Annotated in this window: 14 protein-coding genes; 5 read left to right on the top strand and 9 right to left on the bottom strand. The window is 52.0% G+C overall.

The window, feature by feature from the left end; all coding sequences use genetic code 11:
- Window positions 1–42: 42 nt before the first annotated feature.
- Window positions 43–1113: a tRNA preQ1(34) S-adenosylmethionine ribosyltransferase-isomerase QueA gene (gene queA, locus M2371_RS16420; protein WP_034493688.1), complete on the bottom strand. Its 1071-nt coding sequence runs from the start codon at window positions 1111–1113 to the stop codon at window positions 43–45.
- Window positions 1114–1217: 104 nt separating this feature from the next.
- Between queA and acpH the strand changes: the two genes are divergently transcribed.
- Both acpH and M2371_RS16410 read left to right on the top strand, forming a co-directional pair.
- A complete protein-coding gene (gene acpH / locus M2371_RS16415) occupies window positions 1218–1799 on the top strand; it encodes an ACP phosphodiesterase (RefSeq protein WP_034493687.1) in 582 nt (193 codons plus the stop codon).
- 201 nt (window positions 1800–2000) lie between these two features.
- On the top strand, window positions 2001–2603 hold the full coding sequence (locus tag M2371_RS16410; protein ID WP_034457921.1) for a peroxiredoxin C: 603 nt from the start codon (window positions 2001–2003) through the stop codon (window positions 2601–2603).
- Between the two features lie 61 nt (window positions 2604–2664).
- On the opposite strand, the gene M2371_RS16405 is transcribed toward M2371_RS16410, so the two are convergent.
- The 4 genes from M2371_RS16405 to malZ form a co-directional block, all read right to left on the bottom strand.
- Window positions 2665–4533 (bottom strand): amidohydrolase, encoded by a 1869-nt coding sequence (locus M2371_RS16405; RefSeq protein WP_259268190.1) that lies wholly within the window; start codon window positions 4531–4533, stop codon window positions 2665–2667.
- A gap of 23 nt (window positions 4534–4556) precedes the next feature.
- Window positions 4557–5099 (bottom strand): antibiotic biosynthesis monooxygenase, encoded by a 543-nt coding sequence (locus M2371_RS16400; protein WP_259268189.1) that lies wholly within the window; start codon window positions 5097–5099, stop codon window positions 4557–4559.
- Window positions 5100–5102: 3 nt separating this feature from the next.
- The gene (locus M2371_RS16395; protein WP_172896170.1) at window positions 5103–5744 is read right to left on the bottom strand and encodes a hydrolase; all 642 of its coding nucleotides are present in this window, start codon (window positions 5742–5744) and stop codon (window positions 5103–5105) included.
- 173 nt (window positions 5745–5917) lie between these two features.
- Window positions 5918–7735, bottom strand: a complete 1818-nt coding sequence (malZ, locus tag M2371_RS16390; protein WP_259268188.1) for a maltodextrin glucosidase — start codon at window positions 7733–7735, stop codon at window positions 5918–5920.
- Between the two features lie 173 nt (window positions 7736–7908).
- Between malZ and M2371_RS16385 the strand changes: the two genes are divergently transcribed.
- Entirely contained in the window at window positions 7909–8202 is a 294-nt protein-coding gene (locus M2371_RS16385; RefSeq protein WP_034493826.1) for a YicS family protein, read from the top strand.
- Between the two features lie 50 nt (window positions 8203–8252).
- On the opposite strand, the gene proY is transcribed toward M2371_RS16385, so the two are convergent.
- From proY to phoB, 4 genes are all read right to left on the bottom strand, one after another.
- Window positions 8253–9629 (bottom strand): proline-specific permease ProY, encoded by a 1377-nt coding sequence (gene proY / locus M2371_RS16380; protein ID WP_034493825.1) that lies wholly within the window; start codon window positions 9627–9629, stop codon window positions 8253–8255.
- A 71-nt stretch (window positions 9630–9700) separates the two neighbouring features.
- Complete coding sequence (gene brnQ, locus M2371_RS16375; RefSeq protein ID WP_172895410.1) at window positions 9701–11023, bottom strand: branched-chain amino acid transporter carrier protein BrnQ; 1323 nt, start codon at window positions 11021–11023, stop codon at window positions 9701–9703.
- A gap of 454 nt (window positions 11024–11477) precedes the next feature.
- Window positions 11478–12770: a phosphate regulon sensor histidine kinase PhoR gene (gene phoR / locus M2371_RS16370; protein WP_172895411.1), complete on the bottom strand. Its 1293-nt coding sequence runs from the start codon at window positions 12768–12770 to the stop codon at window positions 11478–11480.
- A gap of 22 nt (window positions 12771–12792) precedes the next feature.
- On the bottom strand, window positions 12793–13482 hold the full coding sequence (gene phoB, locus M2371_RS16365; protein ID WP_034493679.1) for a phosphate response regulator transcription factor PhoB: 690 nt from the start codon (window positions 13480–13482) through the stop codon (window positions 12793–12795).
- 189 nt (window positions 13483–13671) lie between these two features.
- On the opposite strand from phoB, the gene sbcD reads away from it, so the two are divergent.
- Together sbcD and sbcC are read left to right on the top strand one after the other, a co-directional pair.
- Window positions 13672–14889, top strand: a complete 1218-nt coding sequence (sbcD, locus tag M2371_RS16360) for an exonuclease subunit SbcD (protein ID WP_259268187.1) — start codon at window positions 13672–13674, stop codon at window positions 14887–14889.
- Window positions 14886–18041: an exonuclease subunit SbcC gene (gene sbcC, locus M2371_RS16355; RefSeq protein ID WP_259268186.1), complete on the top strand. Its 3156-nt coding sequence runs from the start codon at window positions 14886–14888 to the stop codon at window positions 18039–18041. Before sbcD ends, sbcC begins: the two co-directional genes overlap by 4 nt.
- The last annotated feature ends 4 nt before the right edge of the window (window positions 18042–18045 follow it).

The following is an 18045-nucleotide window of genomic DNA, read 5'->3' as shown; positions in this document are numbered from 1 at the left end:
CAAAACGCCGTTGGCGATAGCCAGCGGCGCAAAATTCAATGATTAAGCGCCAGGGCGCTCATTAATCGCCTGCGGATTGTACGTGATGAACATGGCATCCCCGTAACTAAAAAAGCGATATTCGGAACTTACGGCTTCTTTATAGGCGTTCATGGTGTTTTTATAACCAGCAAACGCGGAAACAAGCATGATCAACGTCGATTCCGGTAGGTGGAAATTGGTCACCAGCGCATCAATCACTTTGTATTGATAACCTGGGTAGATGAAAATTTGTGTGTCGCCAAAGAAAGGTTCGATCAGGTCATTTTTTGCTGCCTGAGCCGCGCTTTCTAACGAACGAACGGATGTGGTGCCAACCGCGATAACGCGATTACCACGTGCTTTACAAGCTAAAACAGCGTCCACAACGTCCTGCGGCACTTCCGCATATTCGGAATGCATGATGTGGTCTTCAATGCTATCAACGCGCACCGGCTGGAATGTCCCGGCACCTACGTGCAGCGTGACAAATGCCTGCTCAATACCTTTATTGCGCAGCGCTTCCAGAAGCGGTTCATCAAAATGCAGGCCAGCGGTCGGTGCGGCTACAGCCCCCGGTTTCTGGCTGTACACGGTTTGATAAAGTTCGCGGTCAGACTCTTCATCCGGGCGGTCGATATACGGCGGCAGCGGCATATGGCCGATGCTGTTTAAGATATCAAGCACGCTGCGCTCATCTTCAAACTGCACTTCAAACAGCGCATCGTGGCGCGCAACCATGGTGGCATGTACGCTTTCATCATCGCCCAGCAACAATTCAGCGCCCGGTTTCGGTGCTTTAGAGGCGCGGATATGCGCGAGAATGCGCTTGTCATCCAGCATACGCTCTACCAGCACTTCAATCTTACCGCCGCTCGCTTTACGGCCAAAAAGGCGTGCCGGGATGACGCGGGTATTGTTAAAGACCAGCAAATCTCCAGGGTTGAGCTTGTCGAGCAGATCGGTGAAAGTGCCATGCGTTAAATTACCCGTCGGCCCTTCCAGCGACAGCAAACGACACCCACTACGCTGTGCTTGTGGATAATGGGCAATCAAGGATTCAGGTAATTCAAAGGAAAAATCGGCAACACGCATGGTTTAGAACTCAAGACTTAAAAAGTGGCGCTACAGTCTAGTGCCAGGGGGCTTTCCCTGCAAGGAATAAGCCTCCCCATACGCCATTTACGAATAAGGTTACTATGAATTTTCTCGCCCATTTACATCTCGCAAGTCTTGCTGACAGTTCCCTTCTCGGAAATCTGCTGGCTGATTTTGTGCGTGGAAACCCGGATGAAAGTTTCCCTGGCGATGTAGTGGCTGGCATCCGAATGCACCGCCGTGTGGATGTTCTGACCGATGGTTTACCGGAAGTGGCGATTGCGCGGCAATGGTTCCGCCCAGAAACCCGACGCGTAGCACCAATAACGCTTGATGTGATGTGGGATCATTTTGTGTCACGCCACTGGCAAACCCTGAACCCAGCGATCCCTCTGCCGGAATTTGTCGCTTATGCACGCGCCAGGATCGAACCCTTCCTGTCAGATACCCCACCCCGCTTTATCAATCTTAATCAGTACTTGTGGGACGAGCGCTGGCTCGAGCGTTACAGCGACATGGCGTTTATTGCGAATGTTCTCAATGGGATGGCGTCGCGTAGACCAAAACTCGATGCTTTGCGAGCCTCCTGGCAGGACCTCGATACCCATTATAACGAGCTTGAGGAGCTGTTCTGGCAGTTTTACCCACGCATGATGGAACTGGCCGAACGAAAGAATTTGTAGCCTGTCGCAGCACCACGATTAAATACTTGCCCTTTTACTAAAAAGGGCTATTTTGGATCGCCGCTGTGTGAATATTCATTTTTTGATAGGTAAATCCTATCTGATTAATTGGCGCAGTATGCTTGAGTTAGAGGGATTGCCACCCCTATACTCCCCCCCGTTGCGTTAACACTCACTTTAACAAAATTAACAGGAGTACATATGGTCCTGGTTACTCGTCCAGCCCCTGACTTTACCGCTGCAGCCGTTCTCGGCAGTGGCGAAATCGTTGAAAACTTCAACTTCAAAGCACACACCAATGGTAAAACCACCGTTGTGTTCTTCTGGCCAATGGACTTCACTTTCGTGTGCCCGTCTGAACTGATTGCGTTCGACAAGCGTTACGAAGAATTCCAGAAACGTGGCGTAGAAGTCGTTGGTGTATCTTTTGACTCCGAGTTCGTTCACAACGCATGGCGTAAAACCCCTGTTGAGAACGGCGGCATCGGCGAAGTGAAATACGCGATGGTTGCTGACATTAAGCGTGAAATTCAGAAAGCTTATGGCATCGAACATCCAGACGCAGGCGTTGCTCTGCGTGGTTCTTTCCTGATCGACAAAAACGGTATCGTGCGTCACCAGGTTGTTAACGACCTGCCGCTGGGCCGTAATGTTGATGAAATGCTGCGTATGGTTGACGCGCTGCAATTCCACGAAGAGCACGGCGAAGTGTGCCCAGCTCAGTGGGAAAAAGGTAAAGAAGGCATGAACGCGTCTCCAGACGGCGTTGCTAAATACCTGAGCGAAAACGTTTCTAGCCTGTAATCGCTAAACGTATTTGCCAAAAAGGCCGCGCAAGCGGCCTTTTTTAATGGTTTTTTTTTGCTCAAAACGCAAAACAAGAACAGCCCATCACGCCCCAGAATGCCCCTTCGTCAGAAACCGGTATAGCCGATTTACGCGCTGCGTCATGTTGATGACCATGCACATTACAGCTCCCACAACATTGATGAACTTGCGCGTTCATGCCCACTTTTGCCGCTGCGGGCGGTTCAGCTCGATAGTGCCCTGGCACATTTACGACAGGCGACCATTCGGGTAACACGGGAATCGGAGGAGGAGTCAGGGAGGTAAACATGCCTGCGGCATAAACCACTTTGCCATCCACCAGCGTCAACACCGACTCGATGCCTTTAATTTCCTCTTCTGTCACTTTGAAATAATCTTTTGAAAGGACGACTAAATCGGCCAGTTGCCCGGCTTTAATACGCCCTTTTTTGCCTTGTTCGCTGGAAAACCACGCACTGCCCGCCGTCCATAGTTCAAGCGCCACATCACGCGACAGACGGTTATTGTCGTCATACATTTGCATTCCACCCACGGTACGCCCGGAAACCAGCCAGTACAGCGCCGTCCATGGGTTATAGCTCGCCACACGCGTGGCATCAGTGCCAAGGCCGACAGGTAATTCCGCAGCCAGCATTTTGGCTATCGGCGGTGTCTGTTTCACCGCATCTGCTCCGTACCGTGCGGCGTAATATTCCCCCTGAAACGCCATGCGATGCTGAACGGCAATCCCGCCGCCTAACGCCTTAACGCGCTCGATGTTCTTTTCAGTGATGGTTTCTGCGTGGTCAAAAAGCCAGTGCAAACCGTTAAAAGGAATATCGCGATTCACCTTCTCAAACACATCCAACATGCGGCTGATGGACTCGTTATAAGTCGCATGTAGGCGGAACGGCCAGCGATGCTCAACCAGATGGCGCACCACACGTTCCAGCTCTTGTTCCATGCCGTCGGGCAAATCCGGGCGCGGCTGCAAAAAATCCTCAAAGTCGGCGGCGGAAAAGACCAGCATTTCTCCGGCGCCATTGGCGCGATAGAAATCCGTCCCCTGCCCCGGTTTGAGCATATCCGTCCATTTTTCAAAATCCTCCAGCTCATGCTGCGGACGCTGGGTAAACAGGTTATAGGCGATGCGTACCGTCATCTGTTTTTGCGCGTGAAGCTGGTCGATTATCTGGTAATCCTCCGGGTAATTCTGGAACCCGCCCCCGGCATCAATCGCGCTGGTGATGCCCAGCCGGTTGAGTTCGCGCATAAACTGGCGCGTCGAATTTACCTGCATCTCCAGCGGTAATTTAGGCCCTTTTGCCAGCGTTGAGTACAGAATCATGGCATTCGGTTTGGCTATCAACATTCCGGTTGGGTTGCCATTACGGTCGCGCATGATTTCGCCACCCGGTGGATTTGGCGTCTCTTTGGTGTATCCCACTGCTTTTAACGCGGCCTGGTTTAACAGTGCGCGGTCGTAGAGATGCAACACAAAAACGGGCGTATCCGGTGCAGCCTCATTGAGTTCTTCAAGCGTTGGCATCCGGCGCTCGGCAAACTGAAATTCCGTCCAGCCGCCGACCACGCGCACCCATTGTGGGAATGGCGTACGTAAAGCCTGCTCTTTCAGCATACGAAGTGCATCAGCAAGGGAAGGCACGCCTTCCCAACGTAATTCGAGGTTATAGTTCAGCCCACCGCGAATCAGATGCAGATGCGAGTCATTGAGGCCTGGAATGACGGTATGACCTTTGAGATCGATCCGTTGTGTTTGATCGTCAGCAAAACTCATTACCCATGATTCGTTACCCACCGCGATAATTTTGCCGTCTTTTATCGCCACCGCTTGCGCCAACGGCGCTTCGCTATCAAGTGTGTGAAATTGTCCGTTCGTGAGAATTAATGAAGCAGATTGCGACATGATCTGTTCTCCGCAGTGAAACGTTATTTTTTCAACCAGCCCGCAAACAGCCGCGTCATACCAGGCATCCAAAGCCAGACCACCAGCGCGACGACCAACGCATCGTTAATGAGGTGCAACAAAAGTGAACCATGCCAGGACGGAAAAATCACAGCGGTGATTCGCGGGACAACATTGGTGCTAGGGAAGATCACCGCCAGCGTTATCAGGAATTGCTTCCACTTTGCCGGACGTTTTACGGTCGGCGTTTCCGGAGTGAACCAAAAAACGTTTTCGGTGCGTACTTCCAGATGATCGTCCTGACTCAGGATCGGTTTGATCTCATCGACGAGCGCTTCCCGCTCCGCCGATTTCGTCCAGGCGGTGAGATTTTCCAGGGTGTCGAAGCGGATAACGATGTTGTAAATATCATTTCCAGTGGTTGGGCGAATAACATGTACGCCAAGATGCCCAGGATAGCGCGCTGCCGCAGGCATGATTTTCGCGAGCCACTCTTCGTAGCGCGTAGACTGCCCCGGTAACAGGGCGTGAGTAATTACCAGCGTAACCGTGTTGTTGTCAGCCATCTGTCAGGCTTTCCGTTCCGGTGCGCCATGAACCATGGTGTAGGCGTAATCGACCCCCATGCCATATGCGCCGCTGTGCTCACGCACCAGGTCCATCACTGCATCGTAGGTATCGCGGCGTGCCCAATCACGTTGATATTCGAGCAGCACTTGCTGCCAGGTGACGGGCACAGCGCCGGCCTGCACCATACGGTCAATCGAGCGCTCGTGCGCATCAACAGAAGTCCCGCCCGAAGTATCCGTAACGACGTAAACCTCAAATCCTTCCTCCAGCGCCATTAATGCCGGGAAAGTGAGGCACACTTCTGTCCATAGTGCAGAAATCACCAGTTTTTTGCGCCCGGTCGCTTTCACCGCCGCGACAAAAGCAGCATCCTCCCATGAGTTCATGGAAGTACGTTCGATAGGCGTAATTTCAGGATGTACCGCCAGCAGTTCAGGCCAGATGTAGCCGCTAAAGCTTTTGGTTTCAACCGAGGTAAAAATAGTGGGAACGTTGAAAATCTTGCCGGCTTTGGCGAGGGCTACCGTGTTGTTTTTCAAGGTCTGGCGATCGATATTGGTCACACCAAACGACATTTGCGGTTGGTGATCGATAAAGATCAGTGTGGAGTTAGTTGGGTCGAGAAGTTCACGTATAGACATCATGTTTCCTTAAACTTCATCAGAATAATTAAGGAGAAAGCACGCAGCGCTGCCTCCCAATTGGCATGAGATCTGGAAATGTCTAACTTAATCGGGTCTTAAGCAGGGGGACGAAGAATAAGAATAGCACCGGTTTCTCCCTCCGCCTGGCAAAAGGGAAACCGGTTACAGAATCACTGGCAACGCCACACCGCAACAGAAACTTCAGGCAACGAAAGCTGGTGATTTTCAAAACTCGCTTCGCCTTCAAGCTGAGTCCAGGCTTTGTTGTTTAGCAATGGCTCCCACGGCAAGTTAACCGCCGTTTCTTCACCCCGGTTGATTGCCACCAGTATCCGCTCGCCCTGATAGACACGAACAAATACCACCACATCACCCTGAGCATAAATGACCTGGCAACCACCGTGGCGCAAAGCACGACTTTTGTGGCGTAGCTTTCCGAGACGTTGGTACAGTGCGAGCAAATCCAGATCCTGATGATCCGGGTTCCACGGGAAAGGCTTGCGGCAGAAGGGATCGTTGTTGCCATCCAGGCCCACTTCATCGCCATAATAAACGCACGGCACGCCCGGCCAGCAATACAGCCACACCACGGCCAACGGCAAGCGCGCAGCATCTTTGCCAAGGATCGACTTGAAACGCGCCGTATCATGGCTATCGAGCTGGTTAAACATGCGCAGTTGCTGCTGATGAGAAAGCCCGGCGCGATACTCATCCATCCACGTCATGCAGGTTTCGGCGTCGATATGTTGCGGATCGTAGGAAATATCCGTGTTCGCCAGGAATCCCCAGATAGGGAATGTGAAACCGCGATAGTTCATCGCCGCATCTTCAGCATCGGTCTGCAACCACTGACGCGCATCGCCAAAATGCTCGCCCAAAATATACGCTTCTGGATTGGTTTCTTTTGCCGCTTTGGTGATACCGCTGACATGCAGCAGATTATTCTTCGCACCACCCGCTTCGCCGAGCATGTGCACCACATCAAGCCGCCAACCGTCGATGCCCCATGGTTCCCGCAACCAGTGGCGCACGATACTGTCTTCGCCCTGGTAAATCTCGTCAACCAGCGAAGCTGACTGGTAATCGAGCTTGGGCAAACTGGAATAGCCGAGCCAGTCGAGGGCACGCCCGTCCTGGTTATAACTGTAAAAATCCCGCCAGGGTGATTGTGGATTGTGGCTGGCCCCAGTGCTATGCGTTTGCTGGCGATCAAACCATTGATGAGTGTCGCCGCTATGGTTGAATACACCGTCGAGCATCAGACGCATACCGTAACGCTGCGTATTTTTGCGCAGCCGCAGGTACGCGTGATCGCCGCCAAACTGGACATCAACGTGGCGGTAATCCTGCGTATCGTATTTATGGACGCTCGGCGCGGTAAAGATCGGATTGAGATACAGCGCGGTCACGCCCAGCATCTTGAGATACGGCAGGTTTTCGCTAATACCGTCCAGATCGCCGCCATAGAATGTTGATCCACCCGCGTCCGCGATCAGCGGTTCATCCCAGTCACGCAAGATAATGTCGCGTTTGGCCGCGTGGTGATAATAAACCTGATCCTGCTCCGGCGTGCGTTGCTCGCTGCGGGCGAAACGATCGGGGAAAATCTGATAGAAAACCTGATCCTGCACCCATTGCGGGCCATCATCCGGAAGATCGACCGCAAATTGCTCGAGGCGCGCTGGAGGAATAGAACTCAAACCCTGCGGCGTAAACCAGCGCTGTTTATCCAGCCACAACAGCTTGAAGCTATAGCGGCGGCGCGGCAGGCCTTCGGATAAATCAATTACACCACGCCAGGCGACCACCCCACTTTCAGGAGCCGCTTTCTGACGAGTCATCTGAAGCGAGGTTTCTTCGTTATCTTTTTCATAGCGCAAAACGACGCGCTGCGGTAAGTCAGTGCCAGAAACCCATAACGTGATGTGCAGCTTATCTTTACGTGTTTGTATGAAAGGGGGCACCGGGAGGTGCCAGGCATTCAACATAATCGTGTCCCCAGATAATTAATTTGCGCCACCTTGCCACAGCGTAGCTGGGGATCACTCATCATTGCTATTTTTATTGGGGGAGGAATGCGGGGGTGGAGAAATTAAGCCGTTTGCTTAATAAGTTAGCGCTACCTATAGTGAGAACATTCTCACTGCCTGAGGAAATTGAAATGTCTATCGCCCGCAACCTCACCCTGTTTCTTTTCGTCATTTACTCGGCCAATACACTCGCCAGCTCGCCGTACGAGGGTCTGGAATTTGGCAAGTATAAACAACAGATTACGGTCGATTTAAAAAAGACCTGCCATCCGCAAAAGAAAATGTCTGATGAAGCGTGGGGGAATAAAATCCTCTCCAACGAAGATAACAAGCGGTATATCCGGGATGCGAGGATTGCTCTGGAACGCAATAACGAGAAAAACTACTGGGATGCGATAAGTAAGGTCGAGTGCCCGGAGATGTAGTGATACGGCGGATGACGTTTACGCCATCCACCGTTTATCGGTGCTTAAACTCAGCTGTTGCTTTCGCTCGCGGCCAATATCTGGCGGCGTTTAAACATCCAGCCCACCAGCAGCATCACAATCCATACGCAGCCCACATACAGTGAGATGCGAGTGTCTGGATGCCAGCCAATTAACCCGATGATAAACACCAGGAATATCAGGCCAACGATGGTGGTGGCAATCCCACCCGGAACCGGGAATTTCAGCGCTTTGGTTTCTTCTGGTGAAAGCTTGCGACGGAAAGCGATTTGCGACAGCAAAATCATTATCCATACCCATACCGTGGCAAAAGTTGCCAGCGATGCAATCACCAGGAAGACGTTTTCTGGAATCAGGTAGTTCAGCACCACCGCCAGTAACAGCGCAAAGCACATCACTAATACCGTCACCCAAGGGATGCCATGACGTGAAGTTTTAGCGAACACTTTCGGTGCGCTGCCCTGCTCCGCCATGCCGTGCAACATACGCCCCACACCAAACACGTCGCTGTTAATCGCTGAAAGGGACGCGGTAATCACCACGAAGTTCAGAATGCCTGCCGCAGCGTTAATCCCCATATGCTGGAAAGTCAGCACAAACGGGCTACCTTCTGTTCCCACCAGGTTCCACGGGTAAATGGACATGATGACAAACAGCGTACCCACGTAGAACACCAGGATACGCAGTGGTACGGAGTTGATAGCGCGCGGGATAGATTTTTGCGGATCTTTCGCTTCGCCAGCCGTAATACCGATGATTTCAATGCCGCCATAGGCAAACATCACCATCTGCAACGACATAATCATGCCTATCCAGCCATTGCTGAAGAAGCCGCCGTTGGTCCACAGATTGTGGATCCCCGTTGCCTGGCCGCCGTTGCCAATCCCCCACACGATGATGCCAATACCAGCAGCAATCATGATGATGATGGTGGCAACTTTGAAGAACGAGAACCAGAATTCAAGTTCGCCGAACACCTTCACGCTCATCAGGTTGATGGCGCAAATGATTAACACCACGCTCAACACCCAGACCCAATGCGGCACCGCCGGGAACCACAGCCCCATGTAGATGCCAAACGCGGTGACATCCGCAATTGCCACAATCAGGATTTCGAAACAGTAGGTCCAGCCGGTGATATAGCCTGCCAGCGGGCCGAGGTTATCTTGCGCGTAGCGTGAGAAAGAACTGGCTGAAGGGTTATGAACCGACATCTCACCCAGCGCGCGCATAATAATATATGCCGCCACACCACCGATGATATAAGCCAGCAACACACTTGGACCAGCCATTTTGATAGCGTCCGCCGAGCCATAAAACAGCCCGGTGCCAATTGCCGAACCCAACGCCATAAAGCGTATGTGCCGGGTACTCAAGCCGCGCTTGAGCTTATTAGCGTTTTCCATTGATTCCACACCCTGCTTAACAATAAAAAAACCACGGAGCAAAGCCCCGTGGTTAAAGAAAATCAAAAATTTTAGTGGGCGGTTGAAGCCACCTGTCGCCCTGCGGCGCGGTCCCAAATGATGGCGAGAACCACCATAATCACCGTTGGCGCTAACCATGCCAGCCCCTGATCGGCCAGCGGCAAACGCGCGGCCCACGCGGGTAAAATATCACTGATTGCCGATGATTTAATCCCATCGAGAATACCAAACAAGGTGCTGATGAGCATCGCTGGAGCAATCACGCGGGTTGAGTTATGCCACCACGGACGGGTAAAGCTCAACACCACCAACGCGATACACGGCGGGTAAATTGCCGTCAGCACTGGAATTGAAACCTGAATCAGATGGCTTAAACCCAGGTTGGAAACCACCATTGAGAACAGGCCCAGGATAAACACCAGCGAACGATAAGACAGTGGCAAATACTGGCTGAAGAATTCAGCACACGCACAAGTCAGGCCAATTGCCGTGACCATACAAGCCAGGAAAATCAAGGCTGCCAGGAAGAAGCTACCCGCACCACCGAAAGTATGAGCCACATACGCATGCAGAATTGCGGCACCGTTCGCGTTTTGATCGGCAACTAACGTTGCGCTGTCAGAACCCAGGCGGAACAGAGCCAGATAAATCAGCGTTAAGCCAACACCGGCAATCAAGCCAGCCCAAATGGTATAGCGCGTCAGCAGACGGGATTCAGTCACCCCACGCGAACGCGCGGCGTTGACAATCACTATGCCGAACACTAACGATGCCAGGGTATCCATGGTGAGATAACCATTCACGAAGCCGTTTGAGAACGCAGCATTCTGATACGCTTCAGTCGCCGTGCTGATACCACCCGCAGGCCACAACATTGCGCCCGCAGCCAGCGCCAGCAGCGCGACAATTTTTACCGGGGCGAGCACATGGCCAACGGTGTCTAAAAGTTTGCCCGGATACAGCGAAACGCCAATCACAATCGCAAAGTAAACCAGGCTGTAGATAAACAGCGGTAACTCACCGGTGCCGACCAGCGGCGCTATTCCCACTTCAAAAGAAACGGTAGCAGTACGCGGTGTGGCGAACAGCGGCCCAACAGCCAGATAACAAATGGTGGCTAACAACACACCGGCACGGCGGCCAATTGGCGAACTGAGGCTATCAATGCCCCCGCCGACACGAGCGATGGCGACAATAGTCAGCACCGGCAGGCCTACAGCCGTTACCAGGAAGCCTAATGATGCAATCCAAACGTGTTCACCCGCTTGTAGCCCCACCATTGGAGGGAAAATGATATTGCCTGCGCCGACAAACAGCGCAAAGGTCATAAAGCCCAGTGCGAGGATGTCTCGAGATTTCAAATGATGGGTCATAAAATATTTGCAGCCTGTGGATGTGTGGTGTTGAAAGTATTCAAATTTTTATACCTGTTAACTCGGCATAAAAGCGGCAATCAGTAGACTCGACAGCGGAAAATCCTTTCCGGGATCGGTGGAGAAGAATAGTTGTTTGAATTACCACTCATATCCAGTCGGTCTACCAATCACAGGGCCGCAATTAAAACGCTTATAGCGTTTGAAGGCAAGAACGGATCTAAAAACCAGATTGATATCCTTAAATTAACAGCATCACTAGTGGATTCGATTAATCAGAGGAAAAGATCATGGTCTTTTGTGTGGTTAAATTATAACCGATTGAGTGTTTTTGATTTACATGTGGGCAAAAAAAACACAGGCCAGAAAAGCGGCCTGTGGAAAGTTATTTTGACACTTATTGCGCCAGTGTCGGATGACGCATCTGTACGACCGACGAAAACTGATTATCAGTCTATTTCTCGCTAACGATTAACCGCTCGGGCAAAACAAAGGAAAACGTTGAACCTTTGCCCGGCTGGCTTTCAATATTCAGGCGTGCGTCATGGTGGCTTAAAGCATGTTTGACTATCGCCAGCCCAAGCCCGCTGCCGCCCGTCTGACGCGAACGCGCTTTGTCGACGCGGTAAAAACGCTCAGTCAGGCGCGGAAGGTGTTCTGCTGAAATCCCCGGACCATTATCAGTCACGCTAAAACTTGCCCCACCCGCCACACGTTTCCAGCTCACCGTAATATGCGTGCCTTCTGGCGTATGGTTGACTGCGTTATAAACGAGGTTAGAAATCGCACTCCTCAGTTGCTCGTCATTGCCAAAGACTTTCAGCGTGGGATCGATATCAAATTGTATCGTCTGCCGTTCATGGCTGAGAGTTTGCGCCTCACGTTCTACAACACGCAGCATCAGCGGCACATCAATCTTTTCATTGAGCACCATGGCCGGAGCGGCTTCTATTTTTGAAAGCGTCAGAAGCTGCTTAACCAACCCTTCCATGCGCGAAGTTTGCTCGCGCATTGTGCCTAATGCTTTCTCACGCAGCGGCCCTTCAAGCGTCTGGTCCTGCATCATCTCCAGATAACCTTGCAGCACCGTGAGCGGCGTTCGCAGTTCGTGACTGACGTTAGCAAAGAAATTACGTCGCGCCCCTTCGAGCTGGTGCATCTGAGTCACATCGCGTGCCACCAGCAGCCACTGCTCATCGCTGTAGGGCATCACACGGAACTCCAGATGGCGGCCCGTATTGAGTACCAAAGTTAACGGACGCGAAAACTCTTTTTGCGACAAATAGCGAGTAAATTCAGGGTAGCGCAGCAAGTTAAGGATGTTCTGCCCGTTATCGTCCGGCCAGCGTAACCCCAGCAATTGTTGCGCCAGACCGTTGCACCAAAAAATCGTCCCTTCTTCCGTGGTCAAAACCACCGCATCGGGCAGCGATTCGGCTCCGCTACGAAAACGCTTAATCAGATTGCCTAACTCTTTGCGGCGCTTTTTGTTGCGCAGCTGCATCTGATGAAGACCGTACAACAGGGGATCCCAACTCCCGCGGCCTGGCGGCGGCGTCATACTGCGATCCACCCACAGCCACCACGATAAACGCAGTAAATTCCAGAAATGCCAAGCCAGCAGTCCGGTGACTGCCAGTAATAAAAACCACGGTAAATGGCCGAAAATAAGACCTAAGATGGCGGCGGGTATGCAACAGAGCACCAGCTCCATCACCAGCCTTTTCCATGACAACCTTTCCAGCACGCGTCATTCTCCTGACAAGGAATTAAAAGCGGGTTGAGAACCGATAACCCGTACCGCGTACTGTTTGTACCATTCTGTCATGTCCACTATGTTCAAGCGCTTTGCGTAACCGCCGAATATGTACGTCCACCGTTCGGTCTTCGACATAAACATTGGTACCCCATACATGATTAAGCAGTTGCTCACGGCTATACACCCGTTCCGGGTGCGTCATAAAGAAGTGTAATAATTTAAATTCTGTTGGCCCCATATCCAATGGGTTCTCACCGGTCATGACGCGGTGCGATGACGGATCAAGGCTCAGCCCGTGCATCTCAATCACCTCTTCCACCGCCATCGGAGAGATGCGGCGCATCACCGCTTTAATGCGTGCCACAAGCTCCTTCGGGGAAAACGGTTTGGTAATATAGTCATCGGCTCCGACTTCAAGCCCTCGCACGCGGTCTTCTTCTTCACCACGCGCCGTCAGCATCATCACCGGGATTTCACGAGTTAATGCTTCGCGTTTCAAATGCTTGATGAATTGAATACCCGAACCACCCGGCAGCATCCAGTCGAGTAAAATTAAATCCGGAAAGGGTTCGATAAGCAGATTCACTGCACTGTCATAATCTTCCGCTTCTACAGGATGAAAACCGTTTTGCTCAAGCACAAAGCTCACCATTTCACGGATTGGAGCTTCATCTTCTACGACTAAAATACGCTTCGCCATGATTCGCCCTGCTCAAGGAATAATTATTGTTGTTTCAATGCGGTGCCATTATGCGTCAGATTTATGACAGATTTATGAAAAACATAAATGCCTGGTGATTCATCACAATGAATTATGACACTCAATTGTGTCGTTCTTGCTCATCCGCTTTATAATCCCGCCACGCTTTTTTATGCCAAGGGACAACCAATGCGCATTATTCACACTTCAGACTGGCATCTTGGTCAAAATTTTTATACCAAAAGCCGTGGGCCAGAGCACCAGGCGTTTCTTGAATGGTTGCTTCAAGCCGCAGTCGAGCATGATGTGGATGCGATAATTGTCGCAGGCGATATTTTTGATACCGGCTCGCCGCCAAGTTACGCACGCGAATTGTATAACCGTTTTGTGGTGCAACTTCAGCAAACAGGCTGTTCTCTCGTGGTGCTGGCGGGAAATCATGATTCCGTAGCCACGCTGAATGAATCTCGTGAATTAATGGCATGCCTGAATACTTATGTCATTGCCAGTGCGCGGCATGATGCCAGCCAGCAGGCTATCGTGCTCAACGCTAAATCGGGTGAACCGGGTGCCATTCTCTGTCCGATTCCATTCCTGCGCCCACGGGATATTCAAAATAGCCAGGCGGGGCTTTCCGGCCACGAAAAGCAGCGTTCGTTGATGGAAGCCATCAGCGAGCATTACCAGCAGTGTTACACCACCGCCTGCGAATTACGCGCTGATGCGAAGCTGCCGATTATCGCGACCGGCCATTTAACCACCGTGGGCGTAACCAAAAGCGATGCGGTGCGCGATATTTACATCGGCACACTGGATGCTTTCCCGGCGCAGCATTTCCCCGCAGCCGACTACATCGCACTCGGCCATATCCATCGTGCCCAACTCATTGGTGGCACTGAACATATTCGCTATAGCGGCTCGCCCATCCCGTTAAGTTTTGACGAAACAGGCAAGAACAAAAGTGTTTATCTGGTTGAGTTTGCCGAAGGCGTGCTTCATGAAGTGACTCCGCTGACGGTGCCTGTCAGCCAGCCTTTAGCAGTCATCAAAGGTTCTCTGAGTGAAATCGAACAGCAACTCGCGCAGTGGCGCGATGCACCAGCAGAACCCAAAGTTTGGCTGGATATTGAAATCGCTACCGAAGAATATCTGCATGATATGCAGCGTCATATTCAACAATTAACCGAAACGCTACCCGTCGAAGTGGTGTTGCTGCGTCGCAGCCGTGAACAGCGCGATCGCGTTATCGCCCAGCAACATAAAGAAACGCTGAGTGAGCTGACGGTTGAAGAGGTTTTTGAGCGCCGCCTGGTTCAGGAAGACACCTCCGAAGAACGAGCACAGCGTTTGCGAACGCTATTTGCCCAAACGGTGGCGAGCCTGCATGACGTGGAGGAAGAAGCATGAAAATCCTTAGCCTGCGCTTAAAAAACCTCAATTCCCTGAAAGGGGAATGGAAAGTCGATTTCACCCGCGAACCGTTCGCCAGCAACGGTTTGTTTGCCATAACCGGGCCAACAGGAGCCGGGAAAACCACGCTGCTCGATGCGATTTGTCTCGCGCTTTACCACCAGACACCGCGCCTCAATACCGTCACGCAATCGCAAAATGATCTCATGACGCGCGACACCGCCGAATGCCTGGCGGAAGTGGAATTTGAAGTAAAAGGGGTTGCCTATCGTGCATTCTGGAGCCAGAACCGTGCGCGCAATGCGGCCAACGGCAATCTACAAGCCCCGCGTATCGAGCTTGCAGAAGTGGCAAGTGGCAAGATTATTGCCGATAAAGTCAAAGACAAACTTGAGGTTACGTCCAAACTCACCGGTCTGGATTACGACCGATTCACCCGCTCAATGATGTTATCCCAGGGCCAGTTTGCTGCGTTCTTAAATGCCAATGCCAATGACCGCGCCTCTTTGCTCGAAGAGCTGACCGGAACTGAAATATATGGCACCGTTTCTGCGGCGGTGTTCGAGAATCATAAAAATGTGCGCAGCCAGCTTGAAAACCTACAAGCGCAGGCCGCTGGCGTAGCATTGTTAAGTGAAGAGCAGCACCAGCAGCTTTCTGAGAGTTTTCAGACCCTGAGCGTAGAAGAAAAAGCGCTGCTCGCAGAACAAATGAAACTCCAGCAGCATCAGCAATGGTTAGGCCAACTGGCGCAGCTCACGCAAAAACATGGGCAGGCAGAACACTCTTTAAAAGCGGCGAATAACGCAATAGAAGCCGCCGCGCCAGAGTTAGATAAACTGACTCGCGCACAACCGGCAGAAAAACTGCGCCCTGACTGGCAACGTTTGCAGGAATTGCAGGCAACTTTGCAAAACACACATGCTCAGTGTGAAGAAGTGAATGCTCGCTTACATCAGGCGACAGTACGACGCCAGCAGACACGGCAGGCTGCCGCAAGCATGGCTGCAAAACTCACGCAGGAAAGCACGCAACTCCAGGAGTGGCTGAAAACTCACGACCGATACCGCCAATGGGGGACTGAGCTGGCGGGCTGGCGCATGGGGTTTGGTCAGCAGCAGCGTGAGGCTGAAAAACTACAAGATTTGCAGCGCAATATCGATTCAAGCCAGAAGAAACTCGAACTTCTGCCAGTAGCTGAAATGTCTATCAGTGCTGATGAAGTAAGTACCCACTTACAAGCAACGATGGCTGCACGTCCGCAGCGCCAGCTGCTTGCCACATTACAGCCTCAATTTTCATCGCTTCTCAAACGCAAATCGCAGCAACAACAAGAGATTACCGCGCTCGAAAAACAAATTGCCGAGGGTGATGTGGAGCTGGTTTTAAAGCGCCAGCAATATAAAGAACGCCGCCAGCATGAGAGTGACCTCGAGAAAGTGTGTGAGCTTGAACTGCGTATTGTCAGCCTTGAAGCCGAGCGCGCTCGTTTACAGCCTCATCAACCTTGCCCTCTGTGCGGCTCGACGCAACATCCGGCGGTCGCTGATTATCAGGCGATTCAGCCCGGAGAAAATCAGCAGCGGCTAGCCGAACTTAAACGTGAAGTTGCCATTCTTGCGGAAGCAGGCTTTGCGATGAAAGGCCAGCTTGATACGCAGCGTAAACAGCGCGAAAACCTGCTGGCGGCTATCACTGCGCTGAATGAAGAAGAAAACGGATTGCGCTTACGCTGGCAACAACTGTGCGCAAATCTGCAACTGACTCTCGCGCCGGAAGACGACCTCCAGCAGTGGCTGGAAAGCGAAGAACAACGCGAACAACAGTTACATCAGTTAAGCCAGCGCATTGTGCTGGAAGAGCAGCTTGCTCAGACACGTGCTCAACACGCTAAACTCGTCGCTGAAATTGCTACACAGCGCGAAGCAATCACTACCGCGCTTAATAACGCAGGGCTGCAATACCCGACTCCTGGCGAAGAGAATAACTGGCTGGCGGAACGTCAGCAGGAATTACAACAGTGGCAACAGCGCAATGAACAGCTTCCCCGCGTGCAACAGCAACTGGCTTTGCTGGAAAATGTGCTCAGTACATTTATAGACGATGGCACTTCGCCTGCTCCGCTATCGGAAAACGAACAAAATGAGGCATTACAGAACTGGCATAGCCTGCACAGTAATTGTATTGCGCTGGAAAGCCAGTGGCGGACGCTGCAACAGCAACACAAGCAAGAAGAAACGCGCGTTGCTCAGGCAAGCGAGCAATTTCTCGCCGCACTCGCCGTCAGCCCATTTGCCGATGTGCAAACATTCCAGGCGGCGTTACTGAATGAAGCCGAATGCCAAAAACTCGAACTTAGAAAACAACAGCTTGAGCAACAACTTCAGCAGCAGACCGTGCTCTTCCAGCAGGTTGAAAAAGCATTGGCAGAACACAAATCTGCACGCCCGGAAACGCTGGTGGCCGATGTCGAGCTTAATGCCCTGCAAGACCAACTGACGCAATGCAATCAACAGCTGCGCGACAACACGACACAGCAGGGGCAAATTCAGCAACAGCTTCGCCATGACGCAGAAAACCGCCAGCGCCAACAAGGTTTGATGCAGGCTATTGTTGAGTGCCAGCAGCAAGTGGAAGACTGGGGCTATCTCAATGCGCTGATTGGCTCGAAGGAAGGCGACAAATTCCGTAAATTCGCCCAGGGACTGACGCTCGATAATTTAGTGTGGCTGGCAAACAACCAGCTCAACCGTTTACACGGGCGCTATTTGCTGCAACGCAAAGATAGCGAAGCGCTGGAGTTGCAGGTGGTCGATACCTGGCAGGCCGATGCGGTACGAGACACGCGCACGCTTTCTGGCGGAGAGAGTTTCCTGGTCAGCCTTGCGCTCGCACTGGCACTTTCAGACCTGGTCAGCCATAAAACACGAATCGACTCGCTATTCCTTGATGAAGGTTTTGGCACACTGGATGCCGAAACGCTGGATACCGCGCTGGATGCGCTCGACACGCTTAACGCCAGCGGTAAAACCATCGGTGTGATTAGCCACGTCGAAGCGATGAAAGAGCGTATTCCGGTGCAGATTAAGGTGAAGAAGATTAACGGATTAGGTGTGAGTCGGCTGGCGAAAGAGTTTGCGGTCGGGTGATCCC

Origin of the sequence: Buttiauxella sp. BIGb0471, from assembly GCF_024807715.1 — a bacterium.
Classification (GTDB): Bacteria; Pseudomonadota; Gammaproteobacteria; order Enterobacterales; family Enterobacteriaceae; genus Buttiauxella; species Buttiauxella agrestis.
The sequence above is the reverse complement of the archived record's forward strand: the minus strand, read 5'-3'. Positions and strand labels throughout refer to the sequence as shown.